The sequence below is a fragment of the Actinophytocola sp. genome, assembly GCF_036555685.1.
Lineage (GTDB): Bacteria > Actinomycetota > Actinomycetes > Mycobacteriales > Pseudonocardiaceae > Actinophytocola.
Window position 1 is genome coordinate 1 of the sequence record NZ_DATBKY010000047.1, and the last position, 25,548, is coordinate 25,548.

Genomic DNA, 25,548 nt, shown 5'->3' on the forward strand with positions numbered 1-25,548 from the left:
TCGCTGCCAGGTGCGCTCGACGACGCCGTCGGGGTAGGAGGCGATGAGCAGGATTCCGGCGATCGTCGACAGCACCCCGCTGTACTGGTAGGCCAGGTTGGGCAACCAGAGCCAGCCGCCCGTCCCGTACCGGTCGGCGGCCTCCCGTATCAGGCCTTCGAGCGCCACGTTGACCGCGAGGGAGCTGCCCATCAGCAGCAGCCGCCGCGCCTGCGGGTGCTCGGGGCGCCTGCACACCACCCACACGCTGACCCCGTAGACCGGGGCGACGCCGACCACGAGCCAGGACAGCCCGCCGAGCAGGCCGTCCGCTGACGGGAAGGCCAGCTGGTTCCAGAACGCGACGAGCAGCCCGGCGCCGCCGAGCACGATGCCGGCCACGCGCGCCAACCGGTGCCAGGTGGTCACACGGGAATTGTGACGCTCCGCGATCACCGCGTCCACGGGGCTGGCCACGTCCGCACCCCGCGGTCAGCCCCCAACCCGATCTGCGCCCTGACCACGTTCCGTCACGCCGGTCGGCTACCTAGCGTTGCGAGCCGGAGGTGAGTCCCATGAACGACGCGTCGCCCGCGGCCGCGCGCTGGGCCGTGCTGTCCGGGCTGGCCGGCCTGTTCGCCAACGGCCTGCTGATCCTGTTCTTCGCGCTCGCCCGGCCGTGGGCCCGCGAGGTGTCCGAGTTCGCCTGGCTGGGGCCGGCCAACGACGCGCTGGTCGTGGTGCAGTTCGCGGCGCTGGTCCCGGTGGCCCTCGCCGTGCACGCCCGGCTGGGCGGCCGGCTCGGCCGGAGCGCGACGACCGCCGCGGTGACGGCGATGGTCGCCGCCGTGGCGCTGCAGCTGGCGCTGATCGCCGACGTGGTCGCGTTCGAGGCGCAGGTGTGGGCCGTGCTTGTCTGCTTCGTGGTGGCGTTCGGCTGGGTGCTCGCGGCGAGCCGGGCCGGGCGCGACGTGCTGCCGCGGCCGGCGGTGCGGCTGGGCACGACGGTCGGCACCGGCTTCCTCGCGGCGATCGCGCTCGCCGGTCTCGGGACGCTCCTGCCGCCCGGTCTCGGCCGGTACGCGTTGTGGGGGCTGGCGGGAGTCCTCGGCATGGTGGGCTGGCTGGGGTTCCCGGTGTGGCCGTTGCTGCTGGCCCGGGTGCCGGCCGCGCGATCGATGGCGGTGGTGAGATGAGTGCGACGGCTGCCGTCCCGGCGCCTCCGGTCGTGACCGTTCCGGCCGGACCGCGGCGCACGCTGACGGCCTTGCGGGTGCTGGCCGTGCTGCACTCGCTGTCCATCATCGCGCAGCCGACGTTCGCCGGGATGTACCTGGACGGTGACGTCGACGCGCTCACGCTCCACGAGATCAACGGGATGGTCCTCGCCGCGCTGGGCCTGGCGCAGCTCGCGGCGGCGATCGTCTACGTGTCGGCCGGGCGCGGGCGGGCGTGGCCGCTGTGGGCGTCGCTGGGGCTGGTGCTGGCCGAGCAGGTGCAGTCGGGGCTGGGGTACTCGTCGCTGGTCGCGATCCACATCCCGCTCGGGGTGTCGATCATCGCGATGCAGATCCTGCTGACCGTGTGGCTGTTCCGGGCGTCCGCGCGGCGCACCCGGGGGTCGTCATGACGTTGTCGCGGCGCGGGTTCCTCGGTGTGGCGGGCCTGTCGGTGCTCGGGGCGGCGAGCCTGGGCTCGCTGGTGCTGCCCGGCGCGGCGGGGCAGACGGCGGAGCTGATGCGCAGCCGGGCGCGGCTGCCGGAGCCGTTCACCGTGCCGCTGCCGATCCCGCCGGTGGCCCGCCCGGTGCGCTCGGACGCGTCCGCGGACTACTACGCGATCACGCAGCGGGAGGCGTCGGTGGAGATCCTGCCGGGGCTGCGGACGCGGATCATGGGCTACGACGGGATGTTCCCGGGCCCGACGATCGTGAGCCACAGTGGACGGCGGACGGTCGTGACGCATCGCAACGAGCTGCCGGTGCCGAGCGTGGTGCACCTGCACGGCGGCCACACGCCGGCGTCGAGCGACGGGTTCCCGACCGATGTCCTCGTGCCACCGGACTGGGACATGGCGCACGGGATGGGCGGCAAGGTCACCGTCGGGCAGCAGGACTACGTGTACCCGTGCGCGCAGCGGGCCGCGACGCTGTGGTACCACGACCACCGGATGGACTTCACCGGCCCAGCCGTCTACAGAGGACTGGCCGGCTTCCACCTGATTCGCGACGACGAGGAGTCCGCGTTGCCGCTGCCCCGCGGGGAGCGGGACATCCCGTTGATGATCACGGACCGGTCGTTCGACGAGGATGGCTCCTTCCTTTACCCCGCGAGGGATGCCACGATGCGGGTGCTGCCGGGTGTCGAGGACGACTACATGGAGGGCGTGCTCGGCGACGTGCTGCTGGTGAACGGCGCGCCGTGGCCGGAGCTGGCGGTCGAGGCGGCGCGGTACCGGCTGCGGATCCTGAACGCGTCGAACGCGCGGCGCTACCGGCTGTCGGTGCCGGGCGTGCCGTTCGTCCACATCGGAGCCGACGGCGGGCTGCTGGCCCGGCCGGCGACGCTGGACACGCTGACGATCGCCCCGGGCGAGCGGTTCGACGTGGTGCTGGACTTCTCCGGCCAGCGGCCCGGCACTTCGCTGACGCTCCAAAATGGACTGGGCAGCGGCCCGACGGCGTCCGTGCTGCGGTTCCGGGTCACCCGCCGCGGGCCGGACGACAGCCGGGTACCGGCGCGCCTGTCGTCGGTGCCGCGGCTGGACCCGGCCCGCGCGGTGCGCACGCGGGAGTGGCGGTTCACCCGCGGGGAGCTCGGCGACCACAAGGGCTGGCTGATCAACGACGCCTCGTTCGACGCCGGGCGGATCGACGCGGACGTGTCACTGGGGGAGCTGGAGGTGTGGCGCATCGTGAGCGACCTGCACCATCCGGTCCACGTGCACCTCGACCCGTTTCAGGTGCTGTCCCGGCAGGGCGAGCCGCCGCGCCCCGAGGACGCGGGCTGGAAGGACACGGTCGACGTCCTGCCGAACGAGTACGTGGACGTGGCCGTGCGGTTCACCGACTACGCGGGCAAGTACCCGCTGCACTGCCACAACCTGGAGCACGAGGACATGGCGATGATGGCGACGTTCCGGACGTCGTGAGCGACCTTGCGAGCGAACCACGTGCGCTACTCGCCGCGCATCTGGCGGCGGATCTCCTCGAGCTTGTCGCGCCCGGCGCGTTCACGGGCCTCGAACTGGTCCTCGACGGCCTTGCCCTCCGGGGTCTCGCCGGCCAGCTCCTGCGAGCCTATCGACGTGGCGACCCGGTTCTCGATGCGGTCGCGGACGTAGTCGAACGTCGGCACGCCCGCCTGGTTATAGTCGCTCGGCGGCACCTGGGGGAGCGGCTTGTCGAGCGCGGTGCCGTCCTCGACGATCTCGCCGTCGATCGGTTCGTCCGTGGCTGCCATGCCACCATTGTGCCCCGCTGAGCGACCCGCGCGAACGCGGCCGCCGGAGGTGTCGGGGCAGGTCAGGCGGAGCGGTCCGTGGCGTTGCGGCGCACGGCGAGCTCGTCCTCGGCGGCCCAGTGGCGGCGGCTGTAGTCGTGGATCCCGGTGACCAGGCGGGCCACATCCTGCTGCGGGCGGACCACGAGGCGCAGGTACTGCTTGCTCATGCCGAGCTTGTTGCCGCACTCGCGGATGAAGACCTGGTGCTCGTTGACGAGGTAGTCGCGCAGGTCGGAGCCGTCGACGCCGGCGGACAGCTTCACCAGCAGGAAGTTCGCCTGCGAGGTGAACACGGTCAGCTCCGGCAGCTGCGCGAGCTGCATGGCCATGCTGTACCGGTCGCGCGCGAGCAGCTGCAGGCTGCGGTGGTACTCCGCGCCGTGGTCGCGGAGCATGAACACGATCGTCTCGGCGAGGGAGTTGAGGTTCCACTTCGGCAGCGTCCGGCGCATCTTGCCGGCGAGGCCGGGGTTGGCGACGAGGTAGCCGAACCGGATGCCGTGCAGGCCGAAGTTCTTGCCGAGGCTCTTGAGCACGACGACGTTGGGCCGGATCGCGGCCTCGTTCGCCACCGAGGGCTCGCGCTCGACCTCGACGAAGTCGATGAACGACTCGTCGATCACGACCAGGTCGAGGTCGGCGAGCTCGTCCATGAAGCGGATGACGTCACGGCGGGAGACGTACCCGCCGTCGGGGTTGTTGGGGTTGCAGAGCACGGCCACGCGCGAGCGTCTGGCCCGGATGAAGCGGATGTACTCGTCGACGTTGAGCTGGAAGCAGTCGGCCTCGCGCAGCGGGAACATGTCGACGCGCTTGCCGGTCTCGAGTGGCTGGTCGGTCCAGCGGCCGAAGGTGGGGATCGGGATGGCGACGCTGTCGTGGACCCAGAGGTGGTCCATCCACGTGATGAGCTCGGTGGACCCGTTCGACATGGCGATCGTCGCGGGGTTGAGCCCGACCACGCGGGCGAGCTGGCCGGTGATCGTGTCCGCGTCGCTGGGGTAGAACTTCAGCACGGTCTCGAGGTTCGCGGCGAGCGCGTCGAACATCTCGGGCGTGGGGAAGTACGGGTTGCAGGGGATGCAGAAGTCCACCAGCTGCCGGCCGTGCTCGCCCATCCGCCGGGCGAGCTCGAAGTACGAGGGGCTGTGTGCGGACTGCTGGAACAGCCCTGCATCCACGCTGTTGCCCACGCGATCACGTCCGTTCTCTCGGTTTCACCACCACCCCATACGTACGGAACCGGCCAAGAGTTCACAAACAGGTAACGGCGCCACTCCGGGGCACTTGTGGCGAGCAGCCGGACAGTCCGACTCGGCATCCGTCCCCTCGTGTGCCGCGCTGGGGTGTCTCACATGCCGATATGGGCATATGATGGCGCCATGGCACGAGCGGCGACGACCTCGGACGCGTTCAACGCGATCGCCGAACCGCAGCGACGGGAGATCCTGGTGCTGCTGCGGGGCGGCGAGCGGCCGGTGACCGGCCTGGCGCGAGACCTGGGAATGACCCAGCCGCAGGCCTCCAAGCACCTGCGGGTCCTCCGGGAGGTCGGTCTCGTGCGGGTCCGCGGGGCGGGCAAGCAGCGGCTGTACGGCCTGGACGCCCGCGGGCTGCGGCCGGTCCACGAGTGGGTGGGCGGTTTCGAGCGGTTCTGGAACGAGAGCTTCGACCGGCTGGACGAGTACGTGCGGGAGTTGACGCAGGCAAGGCAGGAGGGCCCACGCGATGGCGACGACCGGTAGCGGCGGCGAGCCCGCGCACGCGACCGCGGACCGCGAGGTCGTGGTCTCCCGGGTGATCGGCGCCCCGCGGGAGCTGGTGTTCGAGGCGTTCACGCGAGTCCGGCACCTGTCGCGGTGGTGGGGACCGGAAGGGTTCACGACGACGACGCGGTCCTTCGAGTTCCGCGCGGGCGGGGACTGGGACTTCGTGATGCACGGGCCGGACGGGACCGACTACCAGGAGTGGGTCACCTGGACGGAGATCGTGCCGCCGGAGCGGATCGCGCTGGTGCACGGCGAGTCCCGCGACGACCCGAACGCCTTCGAGTCCGTCCTGACTTTCGAGCCGGCCGGCGAGCAGACCCGGATCGTGATGCGCGCGGTGTTCCCCACCAAGGAACTCCGCGACGAGGCGGTGGAGAACTACCACGCGATCGAGGGCGGCGAGCAGACCCTGCGCAACCTGGCGGCCTACGTCGCCGAACTCACCGGGACCCAGACCGCACCGAAGGGAGCGGAGGGCTGATGGCCGGGAAGGTGTTCTTCAGCGTGACGATGTCGCTCGACGGCTTCATGGCGCCGGAGGCCGTGCCCGTCGAGCACGTCTTCTCGCCCGAGGGTCGGACCGACCCGAGGGCCCGGCGCTGGATGACGAAGTGGTCGCAGCTGCAGGCGTGGCTGTTCCCGCAGCGGTGGTTCCGGGAGAACCTCAAGCTCGGCGAGGGCGGCGAAGAAGGACTCGACAACGACATCGCACGGGCGACGTACGAGCGCACCGGCGTGAGCGTCATGGGCAAGCGGATGTTCGACGGCGGCGAGCTGGCATGGCCGGACGAGGCGCCGTTCCACACCCCGGTGTTCGTCGTCACCCACACCAGGCGTGGCCCGTGGGAGCGGCCGGGTGGCACCACCTTCCACTTCGTCAACGACGGCATCTCGAGCGCCCTCGACCAGGCTCGCGAGGCCGCCGGCGACCGTGACGTGCGCATCGCCGGCGGCGCCGAGACGATCCAGGAGTACCTGGACAGCGGCCTGATCGACGAGTTCTCGATCACCCTCGCGCCCGTGCTGTTCGGCACCGGCATCCGCCTGTTCGACCGCGTGGACCCCGACCGCCTCGCGCTGGACCAGGTCCGCGCGGACGCATCGGCGCGGGTGACCCACCTGACCTACACCGTCGGGCACCGGTAGCCCGCGGTCCCGCGTCGCCGTCGCGGCGCCGGGCGTCAGCTGCCGAACCTGGCCAGGCGCGCCTGCATGTCCGGATAGGGCGTGGCCGCGGGCGCCGGCCGGCCGTCGCGGATGGCGGCGGCCACCGCGACCGCGGTGTCGATGGCCGCCCGGTACGGCAGCGAGCCCGTGCTGACGCGCCGCGCGCCGAGCCCGGCAAGCTCGTCCAGCGGGAGCACCGGCAGCACGTTGACCGGCACGGGGACCGCCCGGGTGAGCTCGCGGAGGGCGTCCCGGCCGATCGCGCCCGGCACGAAGACACCGTCCGCGCCCGCGTCCACGTAGGACAAAGCGCGCTCCAGGGTGGCCGGGATGTCCTGGCCGAACCAGTACGTGTCGACGCGCGCGTTCACGAACACGTCCGGGTCGCGCTCCTTGACCGCCGCCACCTTCGCGGCATGCACCCGCGGATCGACCAGCATCCCGGCCGTGCTGTCCTCGAGGTTGACGCCGGCGACGCCGAGCCCGGCGACGTAATCGGCCACCTCGGCCGGGTCGTCGGAGTACCCGTCCTCGACGTCGGCCGTGATGAAGCACGGCAGCGCCACCAGCCGCGCCACGAGCGCCCGCGTCTCCGCTCGCGCGGACCGGCTCCCGTCGGTGTGCCCGGCGCTCGCCCCGACGCCGAAGCTCGTCGTGCCGATCGCCGGGTAGCCGGCCTCGAGGAAGGCCAGCGCCGAGCCCACGTCCCAGGCGTTGGGCAGCACCAGCGGCCGCTCGCCGTAGTGCAGGTCACGGAAGCTCATGTCTGTTCCGCCTCCCCGGAATCAGCCCTGGGTCACGCAGAACCGGGTTGCCCTCGCTCCAGAAGGCCATCGCCCGCCGGACGTCCGTCGCGCCGAGCACCACCGATCCGACTCCCATGCGCACTGTGTAGCACCCGGGTACGACATCCGACCTCGGCGCCGAGCGTCATCGGTCGGTGGCGGCGAGCACCCGGGACAGCGCCTTGTGCAGCGACTCCAGCTCCGCCAGCGACATGCCGAGGGTCTCGACCACCTCGTAGGGGATCTTCTCGGCCTCCGCGCGCAGGGCGCGGCCGGCCTCGGTGAGCTCGACCTCGAGCTGCCGCTCGTCCGCGCGGGCCCGGCGGCGCGTGACGTAGCCGAGCGCCTCGAGCCGCTTGAGCATGGGGGAGAGGGTGGCCGGTTCGTGGCGCAGTGTCCGGCCCAGCTCGCCGACCGAGCGCGGCGAGGACTCCCAGAGCGCCAGCAGCACCAGGTACTGCGGGTGGGTCAGCCCGTGCGGTTCCAGCAGCGGCCGGTAGATCGCGATCACGCTGCGCGAGGCGACCGAGAGCGCGAAGCACACCTGCCGGTCGAGCGCGAGCGGGTCGGGGCCGAGGTCCATGATGCTTATCACCCTAATAGTTAGCGTACTAAATGTTAGTGTACCGGCATGTCACGACGACCGAACGCGTTCCAGTGGCTCTGGTACACATTCGGCGGGCGGCTCCCCGCCGGGCTGCACGACTGGGTCCTGCGCGACGTCACCGCCCGCACGTGGGTGTGGCGCCACGTGGCCCGGATGTCCGTCCTGGTGGCCCCGCTTGCGGCGGCCTGCCTGCTGGTGCCCGGCCCGCTGGGGCTGCGCGCGGCGATGGCGCTGCTGGTGGTGATCGTCGGCGCGTACTTCTCGCTGTCGTACGTCGAGGAGAGCAGCGACATGCGCGCAGTCAAGCACGGCCACGCCCAGGGCGCGGCGAAGGCGGTTCGCGACGCGCGCAATGAGTCGGCGGAGGCGCGCATCCGGGCGCGGTACGACGCCAACTTCCGCTGATGGTCAGATGAACAGCGCGATCAGGCCGTAGAAGATCGCGGCGACCGTCCCGGCGGCGGGGGCGGTCAGCACCCAGCCGATCGCGATGTCGCCGGCCACCGACCAGCGCACGGCGGAGCGACGCCGGGTCGCGCCCGCGCCCATGATCGCCGAGGTGACCACGTGGGTCGTGGACACCGGCGCGGCGAACACGAACGCCGTCGTGTACAGCACGGCCGTCGCGGAGATCTCGGCCGCGAACCCGTGCGCGGGCGTCAGGTTGAAGATCCGCCTGCCGAGCGTGCGCATGATCCGCAGGCCGCCGGACCAGGTGCCGGCCGCGAGCGCCGAGGCGCACAGCAGGATCACCCAGAACGGCACCGTGTAGTCGTCCTGGTAGCCGGTGAGCACGAGCGCCAGCACGATCACCCCCATGCTCTTCTGCGCGTCCTGCAGGCCGTGGCCGAACGCGAGCGCCGACGCCGACCCCAGCTGCGCGCGGCGCAGCACCCGGCCGACGCGATGCGCGTTCATCCGCCGGAATGCCCACATCAGCCCGACCATCGTCAGGTAGCCGAGTGTCAGGCCGACGATCGGGGAGACGACCATCGGGATCGCGACCTTGGTGACCACGCCCATCCACTGCACCGACGTGGACGAGGCCAGCGCCGCACCCACGAGCCCGCCGATAAGCGCGTGCGAGGACGAGGACGGCAGCCCGAAGTACCAGGTCGTGATGTTCCACAGGATCGCGCCCAGCAGCGCCGCGGCGACCACCGTCAGCCCGCCCGTGTCATGGGGCGTGGCGATGACGCCCTTCGCGACGGTGACCGCGACCCCCGTGCCGGCGAGCGCGCCGAGCAGGTTCATCACCGCGGCCACCGCGAGCGCGCCACGCAGCGAGAGGGCACCGGTGGACACCGCGCTCGCGACCGCGTTGGCCGCGTCGTGGAAACCGTTCGTGAAGTCGAACCAGGTGACCAGCAGGATGATGAGGATGAGCCCGAGGAGCTCCACCGGTCAGGACTCTTTCACCGCGATGGCGTGCACGACGTCCGCGACGTGCTCGAACGCGTCGGCCGCCGACTCGAGCTGGTCGATGATCTCCTTGAGCTTCATCACGGTCAGCGTGTCGAACTCGCCGCTGAACAGCTTGGACAGCAGCCGCCGGTAGACCTGGTCGGCGTCGTTCTCCAGCTCGTTGGTCTTGACCCAGTAGTCGTCCAGGTTCTGCAGCGTCGCCAGGCGCGGCATCGCCTTCGCGGTCAGCCGCGCCATCTCGTCGAGGATGTCGACCTGTGCGCGCATGCCGTCGGGCAGGATCTCCGGGGCGTAGAGCGCCGCGAGGTCGACCGCGGCGTCGATGAAGTCGATGACGTCGTCGAGCCGCACCGCGAGCCGGTAGATGTCCTCGCGGTCGAACGGCGTGATGAACGAGCGGTTCAGGTGCTCGAAGATCTCGTGCGTCGCGTCGTCGCCCGCGTGCTCGCACTCGTGCATCCGCTTGGCCAGCTCGGGCCACGCCTCGGCCGGGGCGGACGCGAACTCGCGCAGCACCGCCACGGCGGCGACCACGTTCGTGCCTGCGACGCTGAAAAGCTCGAAGAACCGGGTGTTGCGCGGTTTGAGACGCAAGCGCATCGAACGTTCCCCTCCACGGTGTGCGTGGAGTATGGCCGTACGTCATCTGTGCGAAACCTCGGGTCCTCCCTACCTTCGTCTGGTGGCGGCATGGCCGGCCGCGCGGTGTGCCCACGGGGAGTGAACAGGGCACGCCGTACGCTGATCTGGTGGTCGCACCCGCTGTCTCGCCGGAGTCGTCGCCGGATTCCCCGGACTCGTCCGGCATTCCGGAGCCTCCCGGCAAACCGGACCGGCCGCCGCGCTGGCACGTCCTGGTCCGGACGCTCGCGGCCGCGGCGGCCGGGGTGCTGCTCTACCTCAGCGGTCCGCCGCGCACGCTCTGGTGGCTCGCGCCGATCGCGTTCGCGGTCCTCGGTTGGGTGCTGGCCGGACGCCGCGCGCGGGCCGGGTTCGGCTACGCGCTCTGCTTCGGGCTCGGCTACCTCGTCCCGCTGCTCGCGTGGACCGGCGAGTTCGTCGGGCTCGTCGCGTGGCTGCCGCTCGCGCTCGCCGAAGCCGTGCTCGTGGCGCTGTCCGGCGCGGCCATCGCGGTCGCCACCGTGCTCCCGGCCTGGCCGGTGTGGGCCGCGCTGCTGTGGGTCGCGGGCGAGGCGCTGCGGTCGGTCTTCCCGTTCGGCGGCTTCCCTTGGGGCAACATCGCCTTCACCCAGCCCGAGGGCAGCTACCTGCCGCTGGCGGCGGTCGGCGGCACCCCGCTGATCGCGTTGGCCGTGACGCTGACCGGGTTCGGCCTCGCCGCGCTCGCCCGCCGGCTGGTGCGCCGCGAGCTGGGCGTTCGGCGGCTCGTCACGCCCGTGCTCGCCACGGTCGTGCCCGTCGCCGCCGCGTTCGGCGCGCTGCCGCTCGTCGGCACCGACGCCAACGACGGCGAGGCGACGGTCGCCGTCGTGCAGGGCAACGTGCCCCGCGCCGGCCTCGACTTCAACGCCCAGCGTCGCGCCGTGCTGGACAACCACGTCGCCCGCACCGTGCGGCTCGCCGACGACATCGCCGCCGGCCGCGAGCCCCAGCCCGACCTCGTGATCTGGCCGGAGAACTCCTCGGACATCGACCCCTTCCGCAACCCCGACGCATACGCCGGCATCGAGCGCGCCGCCAAGGCCGTCAAGGCGCCGATCGCGGTCGGTTCCGTGCTGGTCGGCGACGACGGCCTGCCGCGCAACACGATGCTGCTGTGGGATCCCGAGCGCGGACCGGTGAACCAGTACACGAAGCGCCAGCTGCAGCCGTTCGGCGAGACGATGCCGTTCCGCTCGTTCTTCCGCCTGTTCACCTCGACCGTCGACCGGGCCGGCCGGTTCGTCCCCGGCGACAAGGCGACGATCTTCGACATGGCCGGCGCCCGGATCGGGCTCGCCACCTGCTACGAGGTCGCGTTCGACGGCGTCGTGCGCGACTCCGCGCGGGGCTCGAACCTCCTCGCGGTGCCAACGAACAACGCCACCTTCGGGTACACCGAGATGACCTACCAGCAGCTCGCCATGGACCGCGTCCGCGCCGTCGAGCACGGCCGCGAGGTGGCTGTCGCGGCGACGAGCGGGGTCAGCGCGTTCGTGCGGCCCGACGGCTCGGTGAGCCGGCAGACCGGCCTGTTCACCGACGCGGCCCTGGTCGAGCGGGTGCCGCTGCGGTCAACGACTACGCTGTCCGATCGACTCGGGTCGAGCACGGAGTGGGTCCTCACGATCCTCGGGCTCGGCGCGCTCGCGGCCGCGGTCGTCGTGCGGCGGCGCCGGCCAGTCAGCAAGTAGACCGATGAAGCCGGCGTGCAGGGGCGCCGACGAGGAGGAGAACGACGTATGGCGGACCAGCTCGAGCCGGTGCTGGTGGTGATCCCGACCTACAACGAGCGGGACAACATCGAGTCGATCGTGACCCGGCTGCACGCGGCCCTGCCGAAGGCGCACGTCCTCGTCGTCGACGACGGCAGCCCGGACGGCACCGGCGAGATCGCCGACGAGATGGCGAAGAACGACGCCGACGGCCGGGTGCACGTCCTGCACCGCACGGAGAAGAACGGCCTCGGCGCGGCGTACGTGGCCGGGTTCCGGTGGGGGCTGGACCGCGACTACGCGGTGCTGGTGGAGATGGACGCCGACGGCTCGCACGCGCCGGAGGACCTGCCGCGCATCCTCGACGCCCTGACCGACGCCGACCTCGCGATCGGCTCCCGGTACGTGCCCGGCGGCAAGGTCGTCAACTGGCCGTTCCGCCGGTACTTCCTGTCCTGGGGGGCGAACGTCTACTCGCGTGTCGCGCTGGGCGCCAAGGTCAAGGACATCACGGGTGGTTTCCGCGCCTACCGGCGGGCGGCGCTGGAGAAGATCCGCATCGACAACGTGGCCTCGCAGGGCTACTGCTTCCAGATCGACCTCGGCTGGCGCACGATCGAGGCCGGGTTCACGGTCGTCGAGGTGCCGATCACGTTCACCGAGCGGGTGCACGGGCAGTCGAAGATGTCTGGCGACATCATCCGGGAGGCGTTGATCCGGGTGACCAAGTGGGGCCTGCGGCGGCGTGGTAACCAGGTTCGCGGCCTGTTCCGGCGCGGCGTATGACGCACGTCGTCGAGGGGGAGTGGCTCTGGGGCGACGACCTGGACGCCGTCGTCGCCGCGCCGAACTCGCATCGCGTGGTGTTCGAGAACGAGCACGTGCGCGTGCTGGAGGTGACCCTGGAGCCGGGCGTCCACGAGCCGGAGCACACGCACCGCTGGCCGAGCGTGATGATGACCGACGGCCGCGCGCGGATCCGCTACTACATCGGCGACGAGGTCACGTTCGAGTCACCGGATCCCTTGCCGCCGCGGGACGCGCTCACGGGGTCGTGGACGCCGCCCGAGGGGCCGCACTCGGTGGAGAACATCGACACGGTTCGCATGCACGCGATCCGGGTGGAGTTCAAGTCGGTCTGACTCGCCCAGGCTCGTTCGCCGGATCGGATTCGCCGGATCGGGCACGACGCCGACGTGCCCGGCTGTCAAAAGCCGAATGCCACGTCGGGACGGGCGGGTCCCTTCGTGGCATTCGGCGTTTGCAGGTAAGCCGCGGGAGGGCTTACGCGGAACGGCTCCTGCGGACCTTCAGCTCCTGCAGGCGCTCGTCGAGCAGGTCCTCCAGCTCCGGAATCGTGCGCCGCTCGAGCAACATGTCCCAGTGCGTACGCGGTGGCTTGACCTTCTTGGCCTCGGGCTCGGTGCCGTCGATCAGCTTCGAGGCGGTACCGTGCAGGCGGCATTCCCACACCGCCGGGACCTCGGCGTCGTCCGAGAACGGGACCTCGAACTCGTGGTCCTTCGGGCACGCGTAGCGGATCGTGCGGCGTGGGGCCAGATCGTGGTTACGATCGGTCTCGTAGCTGACCGCGCCAAGTCGGCTTCCACGGAGTACACGGTCGGCCATCGTGACGTCCTTTCGTTAGGTTCGAGGCTCCCGGCTCGAACCAGGGTGGTGCTCACCAAGAGCAACGTCTTCGCGTGCCATTTCGTTCCCGCCTGCCACACGCGGTTGCTCAGGGTGATCTCCGGCTTCCCCGCACCTCAAGTTTCCACTGTGAAGACCACCCTTAAACATGTTCGTGACGCACCTGTCTCAGGATTGGGTCAAGCATCACCCATCTGGTCGAGAGTGCTGCGCCTGATGGGCCCTTAGGCGAGACTGAGCTGTCCCTGGGCGGCGACCGTGGGGCCGAGATCGCCGATGCGGAAATGCCGCCGGCAGAGGACTTGATAACGCACGGTAGCCGTCATGGCGGAATGTGGAGACTCACGTTCCGTGTCGGCCACGAGCACCGTGTCGCCGGCCCGGATCACCTCGCCGTCGACCACCCGGGCGTTGAACCGCGCCGGCAGCCCGCACCAGCACAGCACGTCGACCTGCACCGGTTCCAGTTCGTCTGCCAGCTCGAACAACCGGCGCGAGCCCGGGAACAGGTGGCTGCGGAAGTCCGTCGCGATGCCGAAGCAGTACACGTCCACCTGCACGTCGTCGGCCAGCTCGGCGAGCTGGTCGACCTGCTCCGGCGCGAGGAACTGGGCCTCGTCGACGATCAGGTAGTCGACCCGCACGCCCTCCGCCCACCGCGCGCGGACCAGGTCGCGGACGTCGATGCCGGCGTGCACCTCGATGGCCGTGCGGGTGATACCGATCCGGCTCGTGATCTGCGCCTTGCCGGACCGGTCGTGGTGCACCAGCAGCAGGCCTCGGCGGCCCTGCCGCGCCTGGTTGTGATCCACCTGCAGCGCGAGCGTCGACTTACCGCAGTCCATCGGCCCGTAGTAGAACCGCAGGTGCCCGACCACCGGGACGGCCCGGCGCGACCCCGCGGCGGGCACCGCGGACAGCGCGTCGGTCGGGTCGGTCAGATCGGAAAGATTCCGGGGCATCGGCTCCACGAGCCGCCACCCTATCGACCGCCGCGGCTACAGGACTGCGGGCTCCGGGTTGCCCACCGCCTGGATCGCCCTGCGCACCGGCACGAAGAACATCAACACCAGGCCGACGAAGAAGAAGATCACCAGTGAGATGATCGCCGGCCGGTACGAGCCGGTGGCCCCGGCCATGAACGCGAACAGCGCCGGGCCCATCCAGGAGGTCGCCCGCTCGCCGATCTCGTAGATCGAGAAGTACTGCGCCTCCTTGCCCTGCGGCACCATCTGGCTGAACAGCGACCGGGACAGCGCGTTCGTGCCGCCGAGCACCAGGCCGATGCCCACCGCGAGCAGGTAGAACTGGATCGCCTGGCCGGCCTGCACGAAGTACGCGAACGTGATGACGACGACCCAGACCACCAGGCTGCACATGATCGTGCGCTTGGCGCCGAGCCGGCGGGCGACGACGCCGTGCAGCACGCCGCCGAAGAAAGCCACGAACTGCACGATGAGGATCGTGCCGATCAGCACCGTGTCGGAGAAGTGCAGCTCCTCGCTGCCGTACTGCGCGGACACGTTGGCCACCGTCGAGATGCCGTCGGTGTAGATCAGGTACGTGCCGAGGAAGGCGAGCGTCAGCGGGTACGCGCGGGCCAGCTTGATCGTGGACGCGAGCTCGCGGAAGCCGCCGCCGAGCACGCCGGTGCCGTGCTCGGCGCCGTGCGGGCGCTGGTGGTTGCGCAGCCGGCGCAGCGGGATCAGCGTGAACCCGGCCCACCACAGGCCGGACATCAGGAAGGCGATCTGCGCGGCGTTGCCCTCGGTCAGGCCGAGCGAGTCGTGCGCGAGGTAGATCGCGAGCTGCAACAGCAACGCGCAGCCGCTGCCGAGGTAGCCGAACGCCCAGCCGCGGGTGGACAGCGCGTCGCGCTCGTCGGCGGTCGCGATGTCGGGGATGAACGAGTAGTAGATGACCACCGACGTGCCGAAGCCGATGTTGCCGAGGACGAACAGGACGACGCCGAGCTGCCAGTCGGTGCCGCTCACCAGCGACATGAGCGCGGTCGCCCCCGCGCCGCCGAAGGCGAAGATCGCGAGCATGCGCTTCTTGTTCTGCGTCCGGTCGGCGATCGCGCCCATCAGCGGGACGATCAGCACCTGGATCACGGTCGCCACGGCCAGCAGGTAGCCCCACAGCGAGCCGGCCTGGAAATGCCAGCCGAACGCGTCGATCTGGCAGTTGACCAGCTTGTTCGCGCTGCCGTCGGCATCTTCCGGGCACGGGTTCGGGCCGTTGGTCGCGGTGTCCGCGATCGCGGCCTCGGCGGCCACCGCGGTGAGGTACAGCGCGCCGAACACGGTGATCACGGAGGTCGGGAACACCGAGTTGGCCCAGTCGTAGAACACCCAGCCGCGCTGTTCGCGGCGCCGGTCGGGCGCGTTGCCGACCGCCTCCTCGTCACCCACGACGCTCATCGCATCTTCCTCCGTCCCGGAACTGGCACGGGACCTTAGCGGTCGGCGAAGCACCGGTGATCGACTCGTGTGAGGTGATGCCAAACGGTGCTCTGCCGGCCGGGGAATGTTCGGCGTGTCGCTACCGAGTGCGACCGAAGAGGCGTGCGATGCTGATGAGTTGAAAGTTGCAGTTGTGACTTCTGTGAAAGATGTTTACCGTCGGCAGGCATGAACGGAAGACGCATGCTTGTCCGTTCCCTGCTGATCACCCTTCTGACGGCGATTGCCGCCTTCGGCGTGCAGGCCGTCCTCACCAACCCGGCGGCGGCCGACCCGCCCGCCGGCTCCTGGGCCCGGCTGCGGATGTGCGAATCCAGCGGCCGCTACGACGTCGCCGCCGCCCACGGCCACTACGGCGCCTACCAGTTCGACCTGCCGACGTGGCGCAGCGTCGGCGGCACGGGCTACCCGCACCGGGCCAGCCCGCGCGAGCAGGACTATCGCGCGCTCTACCTGTACCGGATGCGTGGCTGGCAGCCGTGGACCTGCGCCCGCATGCTCGGCCTGCGTGAGGACGCCTCGGCCCGCAGCAAGCGCGTGCCGACCTGGGCCGAGGCCGCCTACATCGGCAGCGGACACGCGCCGCCGCCGTCCGGCATGCCCGCGTGGCCGGGCAAGGTCTACGCCTACGGCGACTGCGACGCCCCGCTGCGGATCTGGCAGCTGCGGATGAACAGGTTCGGCTACGACTTCCAGGGCACCGGCTGCTACTACGCCGAGACCCGCGCGGCCGTACTCGCCCTGCAGCGCGCCAACGGCATCAAGACCTCCGGCCGCCTCGGGCCGAAGACGTGGCGCGCCGCCTGGAAGGGGAAGCCACCGGCATGAGTGCCGGGCGGCCCGTCCACGACAGCGGACCGCCCGGCGCCGCTACCGGTTGGCCTTCCCGTTCGAGCCGGCGTAGCGGCGGCCGAGCCAGACCGCGAAGCCGACCGTCGCCAGGCCCGCGAGCGCGACCACGGGCCACGGGAGCGACACGCCCGGCTCGTCCACAGTGGCCTGACTCTTCGTCGCCACCCGCGGCGCGGTCGTGGGCTCGACCACCGCGGGCACCCCGCCGGGCGCGGCACCTGCCGCGTCCGGCGCGGCTGGCGGGAACGACGGGTGGACGTCGCCCCACCCGTACGGCGCGCGCTCCTTCATCTCGCTCGGCGCGACGTGGACCGGCCCCGGCACGGTCACGGTCGCGACGAGCGGGTCGGTCATGAGCACCTCGTGGTCCGACCCGATCGTCCAGTCGCCGGCGAACGGGAACACGACCTCCGCGAAGTAGTGCCCGCGCGTCCTGGCGGGCGTCCCGGCGAAGGTCACCTTCGTGCCGTTCTTCGACGTGGCCACGAGCGCGGTCGGCCCGAGGTCACCGCCCAGGTACGGGTAGGACCCGTGCTGCAGGATCCAGTACCCGAAGGTGTACGTCACGCCCGGCTCGATGCGCGCGGGCGGCGGGTCGAGCAGCGTCTCCTCCCAGTTGCCGGCCTGCGCGGCCGACGTCACGAAGAGCCCACTGGTCAGCACGAGGACCAGCACCACGAGGATCCTTCTCATGCCCTGACTACACCGCGCGGCCCGGCGCGGTTCCGGTGGAACCCGCCGCGGCCCGGCGGTGTACCAGGTGTGGTCGAGGAGGACGCCCACGGACAACGAGACGACCGACGGGCCGGCAGACGCCGAGGCAGTGGCCCGGACCCGCGCCGGCGAGCAGGACGCGTACGCGATCCTGGTCGCCCGGTACGGCGCGCTCGCACACCGGACCGCCCACCTGCTCGGCGCCGGCGCCGACACCGAGGACGTCGTGCAGGAGGCGTTCGTGAAGGCGTACCGCTCGCTCGGCTCGTTCCGCGAGGGTGCGTCGTTCCGGCCGTGGCTGCTGCGCATCGTCGCCAACGAGACCAGCAACGCCCGCCGCGGCTACCGGCGCCGCCACGCGCTGGAGCTGCGGCTCGCCGAGCCGGACGTGGAACCCGTCGAGCCGGAGCGCGCCGCGGTCGCCGCCGACGACCGGGCCCGGCTGCTGGCCGCGGTCAACCGGCTGTCCTACCGGGACCGTCAGGTGCTGACCTGCCGGTACTTCCTCGACCTGAGCGAGGCCGAGACGGCGGAGGTGCTCGCCTGGCCGCGCGGCTCGGTGAAGTCGCGCCTGTCCCGGGCGATCGTCAAACTGCGCCGCGCGCTGCCGGCCCGGCTCGCGGAGGAGGTGGCCGGTGACTAGCGACGAGCGCGTCGAGGCCGCCCTGCGTGAGCTCGGCGGCCGGCTGGAGGTGCCCGAGCCGCCGGCCGGCCTGGCCGCCGCCGTCCTCGCCCGGCTGGACGAACCCGTACGCCGCCCGGCCCCGCGCGTGCTGCCGCGCCTCGTCGCGGCCGCCGTCGCCCTGCTCGTGGCGCTCGCCCTCGCGATGGCCGTCTCGCCGGCCGTGCGCGCGGCGGTGCTGGACTTCCTCGTCGGCGGCGTGGAGATCCACTACTCGCCGCCGCCGGTCGCGCCGACGACCTCGGACGTGCCGCAGCCGGGGGAGCGGGACATGTCGCTGGAGGACGCGCGGGCCGCGGTCCGGTTCGACATCCGGGTGCCGGCGCTGCTCGGCGACCCCGACTCGGTGCGGGTGATCGACAGCGCCGACGGCGTGCCGCGGGTCGTGTCGCTGCGCTACCCGGGCGCACGGGTGGACGAGTTCGGCGGCCGGATCTCCCCGGTCTTCGAGAAGTTCCTCCACGCCGGCGAGGCGGTCCGCACCGACGTCGACGGCGCGCCCGCGATCTGGATCCCCGCCCCGCACCCGGTCATCTACGTGGACGAGCACGGCGTCGTCCACGAGGAGGCCGCCCGCCTCGCGGCGAGGACACTCATCTGGGAGGAGCGCGGGCTGACCTACCGCATCGAAGGCGACCTCACGAGGGAACAGGCGATTGTCGTCGCCCGGTCACTGCGTTAGGCGACCGCCCACAGTCCGCGCTCGCGCAGCACGTCCCGCAGCACCGCCGGCCGGTCGGTCATCAGGCCGTCCACGCCGAGGTCGATCAGCTCGTGCATCTGGTCGGGCTCGTCGATGGTCCACACGTGGACCTCGATGCCCCGCTGCCGGGCCGCGGCGATCAGCCGCTTGTCGACGACCGTGAGCCGGCCGTGGCGCACCGGGACCTGCGCGATGTACTGCTCACCGCGCCGGCTCTGCACCCACGACGGCAGCCGGCCGCTCGCCCACAGCCGGGCGATCGCCTTGGTGCCCATGGACGTCAGCAGCCCGTCGCCCGCGCTCCGCCGCACCTTCGCCAGCCGCGCCTCGGAGAACGACGCCACGCACACCCGGCGGAACGCGTTGGCCTGCCGCAACGTGTCGATCAGCGGCTGGATCGCCGACTCCGCCTTCACGTCGATGTTGAAGAACGCGTCCGGTAACTCCTCGAGAAGATCCGACAGCCGGCTCACCGGCTCGCGGCCGCCGATCTTCGCCTTGCCGACGACCGACCAGGGCAGCCGCGCCACCACGCCGCTCGCGTCGGTCGTGCGGTCCAGCACCGGGTCGTGTTGCACGACGACGACCCCGTCGCTCGTCGCGTGCACGTCCGTCTCCAGGTAGTGGTAGCCCTCGTCGACCGCCCGGCGGAACGCCGACAGCGAGTTCTCCATTCCGGCCAGGTCGTCGTAGTGCCAGCCGCGGTGGACGAACGCACGCGGGTAGGGCCCGGAGAAGAACGCATGGCTGTCCTGCACAGCACCGAGTCTGCCTCAGCGGCGTGGCGGGTGGGTGCACGAACCACGGCGAGATAGCGTCTGGCACATGGCCCAGCGTCCGATTACTCCATACGGCCCACGATGATCACACCGGAACGGATCAAATCTCGGACCGATTCCAAACACTGTGGGTGGTGCGGAGTACCCCTTCCGGAGGATGGTCGCGTAGGTCGCCCGCGTCGTTACTGTTCGCAATCCTGCAGGCAGCGGGCTTACGAGCGACGGTCAGCCGTCCAACGCGGTGGCCTGCCGGAGGACGCCGTGGTGCTCTCGGCGGCCGAGCTGACCGATTTGCAGGACCGGCTGTTCCAGCTACGCTGCGCAGCCGAGGACGTGGTCACGGCAGCGGAAGACGGGGCCGCGCCCGGCGAGCTGAAGGACCTGGCGGCACAGGTGGTGCGCAGTGCTCATAGTTTGGAGCGGCTGCGCTGAGGGGTAAACGTCGTCTACTCTTTCGCGCACAGTTGCCGACTCAACAAATGAGGCGCCGGAATGAGCACCGAAAGCACCGTGGGTGCCGACGTGCTGGCCGCTGTGCTCGACGCGGCGGACACCGCGTTCGCCGTCACCGATCCACGTGGTCGGGTCCGCTGGGTGAACAAGCGCATGGCCGACCTGCTGGACCTCACCGTCGAGCAGCTCGCCAGCCGCTCCCTGCCGGCGCTCCTCGCCGGCATCCCGACCGAGCCCGGCCCCGACGGCGTCGTCATCTCGCTCGCCGCGGGGGAGGACGGGCACCGCTGGCTCGAGGCCCGCTGCACCGAGCTCCCCGGTGACCGCCTGCTGTACCGCGTCACCGACGTCAGCCGCTGGCGCGAGCTCAGCGTCGACCCCAAGCAGCGCGGCACCTGGCAGACCGAGCTCGTCCGCCTCGCCGACGAGGACCCGCTCACCGGTCTGCTCAACCGCCGCGCGCTGACCCGCGAGCTCGAACGCCGCCTCGCCCTCGGCGGCAACGGCGCCCTGCTCGTCCTGGACCTCGACAACTTCAAGGACATCAACGACCTGCGCGGCCACCCGGCGGGGGACCGGGTCATGTGCATGCTCGCCGACGTGCTGCGCGACCGCCTCGACAACGGACATGCGCTGGGCCGGCTCGGCGGCGACGAGTTCGCCGTCGTGCTCGCCGACAGCGACGAGCAGGAGGCGGTCGACCTCGCCGAAAGGCTGCGCAACGCGGTCGCCGCCGTCCCGCTCAGCGGCAACAACGGCGCCACCAGCCGCACCACGGTCAGCGCCGGCGTCGCCCAGTTCCGCTCCGGCGACAGCTGGCAGGCCGTCCTCGCCAACGCCGACCTCGCGCTGCACGCCTCGAAGTCCGCCGGCCGCAACCGGGTCACCGTCTACGAGCACGGCCACTACACCGACACCGCGCTGCGCGTGACCGTGCTCGACCGCGTCCGCGACGCCCTCGCCAACGGCGGGCTGGCCCTGCACGCGATGCCGATGGTCAAGCTCGGCAGCAACCGCGTCGTCGGCCACGAACTGTTGCTGCGCCTGGAAGACGGCCGCGAGCCCTACCTCGGGCCGGGAGAGTTCCTGCCCGCGGTCGAGCGGGGTGACCTCGTCTTCGACATCGACCGCTGGGTCGTCGGCACCGCCATCGACGCGCTCGTCTCGCACCCGTACCCGGGCCTGCGGTTCAACGTCAACGTGTCCGGCCGGACACTCGAGGACGAGCAGTTCGGCGACTTCGTCCTCGGCCGCATCGCCGCCGCCGGCGTGGCGCCCGGGCGGCTGGGCTTCGAGATCACCGAGACCGCGGCCGTGACGAACCTGGCCGCCGCACGCTCGCTGGCGCAGCGGCTGCGGGCCAGCGGCTGCCGGATCTCGCTGGACGACTTCGGCGCCGGCTTCGGCTCGTTCGTCCACTTGAAACAGCTGCCGATCACCGGCGTCAAGATCGACGGGGAGTTCGTCCGCGGCATCGACTACGGCAGCCGCGACACCGTGCTCGTGCAGGGCATCGTCGACATCGCCCGCGGGCTCGGCATCTCCGTGGTCGCCGAGTGGGTCGAGCGCTCGACGCAGGTCGACGCGCTGGCGCGGCTCGGCGTACGCGTCGCGCAGGGTTTCCACCTCGGCAAGCCCGAGCCGCTGACCGAGCTGCTGTCCCGGCCGCACGCGTCCTGGGTACGGCGGCCGCGGATGATCCCGTCGCCCGTCACCGAGGAGCGGCTCTCCGAGAACCGCGGCTGAGCGCACGCGTCCTCGTGCCGCTCGCCAGTCAGGCTCCACCGCTTGTCGAGTAGCCGGGGCGACGATGGGGAGCACGACGATGCTCAGTGGTTTTGGCGGTGCGCTATATGTCCCAGTCGATTGCGAAGTCCGACAGCAGCGCGGAGATCAGTGGCCTGCAGATCTGCATCCAGAACACCGACGTGCAGATCGACGCGGCCCTCGACGCGAACGACCGGCGCGCATTCCGCGTCTGGTGCCTTCGCCGCGCGTCGCTGATCGCCCGCGTGGAACGGGTCCTGGTCGAGGCGGCGAGGGCCGCCTGACGGCCCTATTTCGTCAAGTGACGAAATAGGGCGCTGGTGGCCGGATCCCGGTGGGGGGTCTTCAGGCGGCGGGTTCGCCGTGCCGGGCAGGAAAAGTCGTGCCGTGGCGGCGTTGCAGGGGCGCCGTCACGGACTCCGTTGGCCACGTTGGCCACGCCGTCCACAGAGGACTCGGCCGCGCTCGGAGATCATCTGCCACCGGTAAGTTCGATAATCTACATTATGTCAACTAACGGGAGGCGGCCGTCTCCCGCAGCACGTCCAGATAGTGCTGGTTGTACATGAAGCCCAGTACGTTGCCGAACGGGTCGGTCACCGACGCCGTCACGAACCCGCCGCCCCGCTTCGTCACCGGCTGGTGTTCCATGGCGCCCATGGCGAGCAGCCGGTCCAGTGTCGCCTGCACGTCGTCCACGGCCCAGTACATGATCTGCCCGGCCGGCTCGCCCGTCGGGTGTGGTTGGTAAGCCCGGTTGACGATGCCCAGTTCGTCCGCCGAGTCGCCTACGCGGAACTCGACATACCCCCCGGACACCTCGAAGTACGCGTCCACGCCCAGGAACTCCGCGTACCAGTCGCGCGCCGCGGCCAGGTCGTCGGCGTAGTAGTTGATCGTCGCGAAGCCTCGCAGCATCGGTCCGTTCCCTTCTCTCAGCGTCCTTCAGAGCCATTGAGAGCAATCATCCGGACAAAACTGCTCACGTACCGAGCACTTTCTCTGCGAGGATCGTTGCGTGCGCGCCGACCGCCTCGTGGCCACCCTGTTGCTGATGCAGTCGCGTGGCCGGGTCACCGCCGCGGAGGTCGCCGGCGAGCTCGAGGTCTCCGTGGCCACGGCCCGCCGCGATCTCGAGGCTCTCTCGGCCGCCGGCATCCCCGTGTACCCGCAGGCCGGGCGTGGCGGCGGCTGGTCGCTCATCGGTGGCGCGCGTACCGACCTCAGTGGACTGACCGCGGCCGAGGCACAGGCGCTGTTCCTGCTCGTCGGCCCGGCGGCAGCGGTCGCGCCGGAGGTCAAGGCCGCGCTACGCAAGCTCGTGCGGGCGCTCCCGCAGACGTTCCGGGCCGACGCCGAGGCGGCCGCCGGGGCGGTCGTGATCGACCCGGCGCGGTGGGGCGGCCAGGACCGCGACCGTCCCGTCACCGTGGAGGTGCTGCAGCGCGCGGTCGTGCGCCGCCGGCAGGTCCGGTTCGCCTACCAGGGGCGGGGGCAGGCCCGGACGTCGCGCGTCGTGGATCCGTGGGGCCTGGTCGACAAGGGCGGCGTCTGGTACCTCGTGGCCGGCACCGACCGCGGCCGCCGCACGTTCCGCGTCGACCGCGTCTCCGACGCCGAGATGCTCGACGAGCCGGCCGAGCGGCCGGACGACTTCGAGCTCGCCGAGGCGTGGCAGGAGGTGGTCGGTGAGGTCGAGCGGCGCCGCTCCCCCGTGTCGGCGATGATCTTGATCGAGCCGCGGTTCGTGCCAGTCCTGCAACGACAGTTCGGCCGGCACTGCGAGGTTCTCGGCGAGGAACCCGACGGGCGCGCCCGCGTCCGGCTCGCCGCGCACATGCCGCTCTCGATTGCCGAACGGATCGCGGGGTGGGGCCACACGGTCGAGGTCGTCGAGTCCGACCCCGTCCGTGACGAGCTCGCCCGTATCGGTGCCGAGCTCACGGCACGGTACGGCGAAAAGGCGACAAGTAGACACGACGACATGTCGCCGAATGGACAAAGGGACTGACCGGCCCGCGCTCGGTCGCTTTGATCAACTGACCATAGAACACCTTGCGGGATCGCGCATCCCCCACGCGTCACGCGCCGTGCCAGGACCGCCACAGCCTGGCGTACTCTCCCCCGGCCTCGACGAGCTGGTGGTGGTTGCCGAGCTCGGTGATCCGGCCGTCGGCCATCACCGCGACGCGGTCGGCGTAGTGCGCGGTGTGCAGCCGGTGGGCGATCGCGATCACCGTGCGGCCGGCGAGGACCGCGCCCATCGCACGCTCGGCCTGGCGAGCGGTGGCCGGGTCGAGCAGTGCGGTGGCCTCGTCGAGGATCACCGTGTGCGGGTCGACGAGGACGACCCGGGCGAGCGCGAGCTGCTGGGCCTGGGCGGCGTCGAGGGCGAGGCCGCCCGCGCCGAGCTCGGTGCCCAGGCCGGCGGGCAGCGTGTGCACCCACTCGGCGTCGACGGCGGCGAGCGCGCCGAGCAGGTCGGCGTCGGTCGCGGCCGGTGCGGCGATGGCGAGGTTGTCCCGGACGGTGCCGATGAACACGTGGTGCTCCTGGGTGACCAGGACGATCCGGCGGCGCAGCTCCTCCGGGGCGAGGTCGGCGACCGGCACGCCGCCGACGGACACCGTGCCGGCACGCGGCCGGTCGACGCCGGCGAGCAGCCGGCCGAGGGTGGACTTGCCGGCGCCGGACGGGCCGACGATCGCGAGCCGCTCCCCCGGCCGCACGGAGAGGTCGACGCCGTGGAGCACGTCGCGGTAGCTCGCGTGGTAGGCGTAGTGGACGCCCGTGACCTCGAGCCGGTCGTCGCGCGGGTGCCCGCCCGGCGGGACTTCCGTACCGGCCTCGGCCACGCCCTTGAGGCGGGCCAGTGAGGCGCTGCTCCGCTGCAGGTTCTCAACCCACATCAGCACCCGGTTGACCGGGTCGACGAGCTGCATCGAGTACAGCGCGGCCGACACGACCGCGCCGAGCGTCGCCTGGCCGTTCGTGTACAGCAGCCCGCCGGCGACGAGGACGACGCACGTCGACAGCATGTAGGAGAAGTCGACCTGCGGGAACAGCACGCAGCGCAGGAAGAGCGTGTACACGCGGGTGCGGTGCGCCTCGGCGACGCTGCGGTCGCCGGCCCGCACGCGGCGGCGCTGCAGGCCGAACGCCTCGACCGTGCGGGCGCCGTCGGCGGTGGCGGCGAGGGTCTCGGACATCTCCGAGTTCGCCGACCCCTCGGCGAGGTAGCCATCGCGGGCGCGGCGGACGTACCAGCGGCCGGTGAACCAGAGCGCGCCGACGCCGGTGGCCGCGCACAGCCCGAGCACGGGGTCGAGGAGGAAGACCGCGCCGAGGATGAACAGCGTCTGCAACGCGCCGACGAACACCTCGGGTGCCGCGTCGCGCAGCGCGCCGCCGACGACGGCGATGTCACCGGTGGTGCGGGCCATCAGGTCACCGGTGCCGGCGCGCTCCACCACCGAGGTGGGCAGCGCGAGCGTGCGATCGACGAACTCCTCGCGCAGCCGGGCCAGCGAGCGCTCGGCGAAGCGGTGTGCGAGGTAGTGCGCGAAGCGGGTGAGCACCACGTGCGCGATCGCGGCGCCGACGATCGCGAACGCCAGCATGTCCACAGTGGACGTGTCGGCTCCGTCGGCCTCGACGTGGTTGACGATGCGGCCGATCAGCCACGGCGCGGCGAGGCCGGTGGCGGCCGCGAGCGAGGTGGTGAGCAGGACGAGGACGGTGCCGCGCGGGTCGGTGGTGATCAGCTCCCGGTTGGCGCGGCGGACGGCGGCACGGCTCGCGACCGGCAGCTGCCAGGTGTGCTTCTGGGTCACCGTCTCACCCCGCGGCGACGCACGGAGCCGGCATTTCGGG

At 71.4% G+C, this 25,548-nt stretch carries 31 protein-coding genes; 17 read left to right on the top strand and 14 right to left on the bottom strand.

Annotated elements, in window-relative coordinates; translation table 11 throughout:
• The coding region (locus VH969_RS05025; protein ID WP_331971087.1) for a hypothetical protein at positions 1 to 408 on the bottom strand (408 nt) is incomplete at its 3' end.
• A gap of 146 nt (positions 409 to 554) precedes the next feature.
• Here VH969_RS05025 and VH969_RS05030 point away from each other — a divergent pair.
• Genes VH969_RS05030 through VH969_RS05040 form a run of 3 tightly spaced genes read left to right on the top strand, consistent with a single transcriptional unit; the run spans position 555 to position 3,129 of the window.
• Positions 555 to 1,175, top strand: a complete 621-nt coding sequence (locus VH969_RS05030; protein ID WP_331971090.1) for a hypothetical protein — start codon at positions 555 to 557, stop codon at positions 1,173 to 1,175.
• Entirely contained in the window at positions 1,172 to 1,609 is a 438-nt protein-coding gene (locus VH969_RS05035; protein WP_331971093.1) for a hypothetical protein, read from the top strand. Before VH969_RS05030 ends, VH969_RS05035 begins: the two co-directional genes overlap by 4 nt.
• A complete protein-coding gene (locus tag VH969_RS05040; RefSeq protein WP_331971096.1) occupies positions 1,606 to 3,129 on the top strand; it encodes a multicopper oxidase family protein in 1,524 nt (507 codons plus the stop codon). The genes VH969_RS05035 and VH969_RS05040 overlap by 4 nt, the downstream gene beginning before the upstream one ends.
• 26 nt (positions 3,130 to 3,155) lie before the next feature.
• Here VH969_RS05040 and VH969_RS05045 read toward each other — a convergent pair whose 3' ends face one another.
• Positions 3,156 to 3,440, bottom strand: a complete 285-nt coding sequence (locus tag VH969_RS05045) for a hypothetical protein (protein ID WP_331971099.1) — start codon at positions 3,438 to 3,440, stop codon at positions 3,156 to 3,158.
• A gap of 62 nt (positions 3,441 to 3,502) precedes the next feature.
• Entirely contained in the window at positions 3,503 to 4,675 is a 1,173-nt protein-coding gene (locus VH969_RS05050; RefSeq protein WP_331971102.1) for a pyridoxal phosphate-dependent aminotransferase, read from the bottom strand.
• A gap of 189 nt (positions 4,676 to 4,864) precedes the next feature.
• Here VH969_RS05050 and VH969_RS05055 point away from each other — a divergent pair, with 189 nt between their 5' ends.
• The 3 genes from VH969_RS05055 to VH969_RS05065 are packed head-to-tail and all read left to right on the top strand — an operon-like array spanning position 4,865 to position 6,397.
• Entirely contained in the window at positions 4,865 to 5,227 is a 363-nt protein-coding gene (locus tag VH969_RS05055; RefSeq protein WP_331971105.1) for an ArsR/SmtB family transcription factor, read from the top strand.
• The gene (locus VH969_RS05060; RefSeq protein ID WP_331971108.1) at positions 5,211 to 5,732 is read left to right on the top strand and encodes an SRPBCC family protein; all 522 of its coding nucleotides are present in this window, start codon (positions 5,211 to 5,213) and stop codon (positions 5,730 to 5,732) included. The genes VH969_RS05055 and VH969_RS05060 overlap by 17 nt, the downstream gene beginning before the upstream one ends.
• Positions 5,732 to 6,397, top strand: a complete 666-nt coding sequence (locus VH969_RS05065; RefSeq protein ID WP_331971111.1) for a dihydrofolate reductase family protein — start codon at positions 5,732 to 5,734, stop codon at positions 6,395 to 6,397. The genes VH969_RS05060 and VH969_RS05065 overlap by 1 nt, the downstream gene beginning before the upstream one ends.
• A gap of 35 nt (positions 6,398 to 6,432) precedes the next feature.
• Here the strand turns inward: VH969_RS05065 and VH969_RS05070 are convergent, their stop codons facing one another.
• Positions 6,433 to 7,182, bottom strand: a complete 750-nt coding sequence (locus tag VH969_RS05070; protein ID WP_331971114.1) for an isocitrate lyase/PEP mutase family protein — start codon at positions 7,180 to 7,182, stop codon at positions 6,433 to 6,435.
• A 166-nt stretch (positions 7,183 to 7,348) separates the two neighbouring features.
• A complete protein-coding gene (locus tag VH969_RS05075; RefSeq protein WP_331971117.1) occupies positions 7,349 to 7,786 on the bottom strand; it encodes a MarR family winged helix-turn-helix transcriptional regulator in 438 nt (145 codons plus the stop codon).
• 48 nt (positions 7,787 to 7,834) lie between these two features.
• Here VH969_RS05075 and VH969_RS05080 point away from each other — a divergent pair, with 48 nt between their 5' ends.
• Positions 7,835 to 8,215, top strand: a complete 381-nt coding sequence (locus tag VH969_RS05080; RefSeq protein WP_331971120.1) for a DUF5313 family protein — start codon at positions 7,835 to 7,837, stop codon at positions 8,213 to 8,215.
• Positions 8,216 to 8,218: 3 nt separating this feature from the next.
• On the opposite strand, the gene VH969_RS05085 is transcribed toward VH969_RS05080, so the two are convergent.
• Both VH969_RS05085 and VH969_RS05090 read right to left on the bottom strand, forming a co-directional pair.
• Positions 8,219 to 9,211: an inorganic phosphate transporter gene (locus VH969_RS05085; protein ID WP_331971123.1), complete on the bottom strand. Its 993-nt coding sequence runs from the start codon at positions 9,209 to 9,211 to the stop codon at positions 8,219 to 8,221.
• Between the two features lie 3 nt (positions 9,212 to 9,214).
• Positions 9,215 to 9,835, bottom strand: a complete 621-nt coding sequence (locus VH969_RS05090; RefSeq protein ID WP_331971126.1) for a DUF47 domain-containing protein — start codon at positions 9,833 to 9,835, stop codon at positions 9,215 to 9,217.
• A 149-nt stretch (positions 9,836 to 9,984) separates the two neighbouring features.
• Here VH969_RS05090 and lnt point away from each other — a divergent pair, with 149 nt between their 5' ends.
• The 3 genes from lnt to VH969_RS05105 are packed head-to-tail and all read left to right on the top strand — an operon-like array spanning position 9,985 to position 12,752.
• On the top strand, positions 9,985 to 11,589 hold the full coding sequence (gene lnt, locus VH969_RS05095; protein ID WP_331971129.1) for an apolipoprotein N-acyltransferase: 1,605 nt from the start codon (positions 9,985 to 9,987) through the stop codon (positions 11,587 to 11,589).
• Positions 11,590 to 11,637: 48 nt separating this feature from the next.
• Positions 11,638 to 12,396 (top strand): polyprenol monophosphomannose synthase, encoded by a 759-nt coding sequence (locus VH969_RS05100; protein ID WP_331971132.1) that lies wholly within the window; start codon positions 11,638 to 11,640, stop codon positions 12,394 to 12,396.
• The gene (locus VH969_RS05105; protein ID WP_331971135.1) at positions 12,393 to 12,752 is read left to right on the top strand and encodes a hypothetical protein; all 360 of its coding nucleotides are present in this window, start codon (positions 12,393 to 12,395) and stop codon (positions 12,750 to 12,752) included. The genes VH969_RS05100 and VH969_RS05105 overlap by 4 nt, the downstream gene beginning before the upstream one ends.
• A 142-nt stretch (positions 12,753 to 12,894) precedes the next feature.
• Here VH969_RS05105 and VH969_RS05110 read toward each other — a convergent pair whose 3' ends face one another.
• From VH969_RS05110 to VH969_RS05120, 3 genes are all read right to left on the bottom strand, one after another.
• Positions 12,895 to 13,239, bottom strand: a complete 345-nt coding sequence (locus VH969_RS05110; RefSeq protein ID WP_331971138.1) for an RNA polymerase-binding protein RbpA — start codon at positions 13,237 to 13,239, stop codon at positions 12,895 to 12,897.
• Positions 13,240 to 13,484: 245 nt separating this feature from the next.
• Positions 13,485 to 14,222, bottom strand: a complete 738-nt coding sequence (locus VH969_RS05115; RefSeq protein WP_331971289.1) for a thymidine kinase — start codon at positions 14,220 to 14,222, stop codon at positions 13,485 to 13,487.
• A gap of 36 nt (positions 14,223 to 14,258) precedes the next feature.
• Positions 14,259 to 15,683, bottom strand: a complete 1,425-nt coding sequence (locus VH969_RS05120; protein WP_331971141.1) for an MFS transporter — start codon at positions 15,681 to 15,683, stop codon at positions 14,259 to 14,261.
• A 225-nt stretch (positions 15,684 to 15,908) separates the two neighbouring features.
• Here VH969_RS05120 and VH969_RS05125 point away from each other — a divergent pair, with 225 nt between their 5' ends.
• A complete protein-coding gene (locus VH969_RS05125; RefSeq protein ID WP_331971144.1) occupies positions 15,909 to 16,553 on the top strand; it encodes a transglycosylase family protein in 645 nt (214 codons plus the stop codon).
• A gap of 42 nt (positions 16,554 to 16,595) precedes the next feature.
• Here the strand turns inward: VH969_RS05125 and VH969_RS05130 are convergent, their stop codons facing one another.
• Positions 16,596 to 17,270, bottom strand: coding sequence for a hypothetical protein (locus tag VH969_RS05130; RefSeq protein ID WP_331971147.1), 675 nt, complete (start codon positions 17,268 to 17,270; stop codon positions 16,596 to 16,598).
• A 67-nt stretch (positions 17,271 to 17,337) separates the two neighbouring features.
• On the opposite strand from VH969_RS05130, the gene VH969_RS05135 reads away from it, so the two are divergent.
• On the top strand, positions 17,338 to 17,934 hold the full coding sequence (locus tag VH969_RS05135; protein WP_331971150.1) for an RNA polymerase sigma factor: 597 nt from the start codon (positions 17,338 to 17,340) through the stop codon (positions 17,932 to 17,934).
• Positions 17,927 to 18,655, top strand: coding sequence for a hypothetical protein (locus VH969_RS05140; protein ID WP_331971153.1), 729 nt, complete (start codon positions 17,927 to 17,929; stop codon positions 18,653 to 18,655). The genes VH969_RS05135 and VH969_RS05140 overlap by 8 nt, the downstream gene beginning before the upstream one ends.
• On the opposite strand, the gene VH969_RS05145 is transcribed toward VH969_RS05140, so the two are convergent.
• The gene (locus VH969_RS05145) at positions 18,652 to 19,434 is read right to left on the bottom strand and encodes a glycerophosphodiester phosphodiesterase family protein (protein ID WP_331971156.1); all 783 of its coding nucleotides are present in this window, start codon (positions 19,432 to 19,434) and stop codon (positions 18,652 to 18,654) included. The genes VH969_RS05140 and VH969_RS05145 overlap by 4 nt on opposite strands.
• A gap of 102 nt (positions 19,435 to 19,536) precedes the next feature.
• Here VH969_RS05145 and VH969_RS05150 point away from each other — a divergent pair, with 102 nt between their 5' ends.
• The 3 genes from VH969_RS05150 (at position 19,537) to VH969_RS05160 (ending at position 21,959) form a co-directional block, all read left to right on the top strand.
• Entirely contained in the window at positions 19,537 to 19,887 is a 351-nt protein-coding gene (locus VH969_RS05150; protein ID WP_331971159.1) for a hypothetical protein, read from the top strand.
• A gap of 60 nt (positions 19,888 to 19,947) precedes the next feature.
• Positions 19,948 to 21,654 carry a putative bifunctional diguanylate cyclase/phosphodiesterase gene (locus tag VH969_RS05155; RefSeq protein ID WP_331971162.1) on the top strand — a complete coding sequence of 569 codons (1,707 nt, stop codon included), beginning with the start codon at positions 19,948 to 19,950 and terminating at the stop codon, positions 21,652 to 21,654.
• Positions 21,655 to 21,761: 107 nt separating this feature from the next.
• On the top strand, positions 21,762 to 21,959 hold the full coding sequence (locus VH969_RS05160; protein WP_331971165.1) for a hypothetical protein: 198 nt from the start codon (positions 21,762 to 21,764) through the stop codon (positions 21,957 to 21,959).
• A gap of 229 nt (positions 21,960 to 22,188) precedes the next feature.
• Here the strand turns inward: VH969_RS05160 and VH969_RS05165 are convergent, their stop codons facing one another.
• Positions 22,189 to 22,593 carry a VOC family protein gene (locus VH969_RS05165; RefSeq protein WP_331971168.1) on the bottom strand — a complete coding sequence of 135 codons (405 nt, stop codon included), beginning with the start codon at positions 22,591 to 22,593 and terminating at the stop codon, positions 22,189 to 22,191.
• A gap of 100 nt (positions 22,594 to 22,693) precedes the next feature.
• Between VH969_RS05165 and VH969_RS05170 the strand changes: the two genes are divergently transcribed.
• Positions 22,694 to 23,686, top strand: coding sequence for a helix-turn-helix transcriptional regulator (locus VH969_RS05170; RefSeq protein WP_331971171.1), 993 nt, complete (start codon positions 22,694 to 22,696; stop codon positions 23,684 to 23,686).
• A 70-nt stretch (positions 23,687 to 23,756) separates the two neighbouring features.
• Here VH969_RS05170 and VH969_RS05175 read toward each other — a convergent pair whose 3' ends face one another.
• Positions 23,757 to 25,508, bottom strand: coding sequence for an ABC transporter ATP-binding protein (locus VH969_RS05175; RefSeq protein ID WP_331971174.1), 1,752 nt, complete (start codon positions 25,506 to 25,508; stop codon positions 23,757 to 23,759).
• Positions 25,509 to 25,548 lie beyond the last annotated feature (40 nt).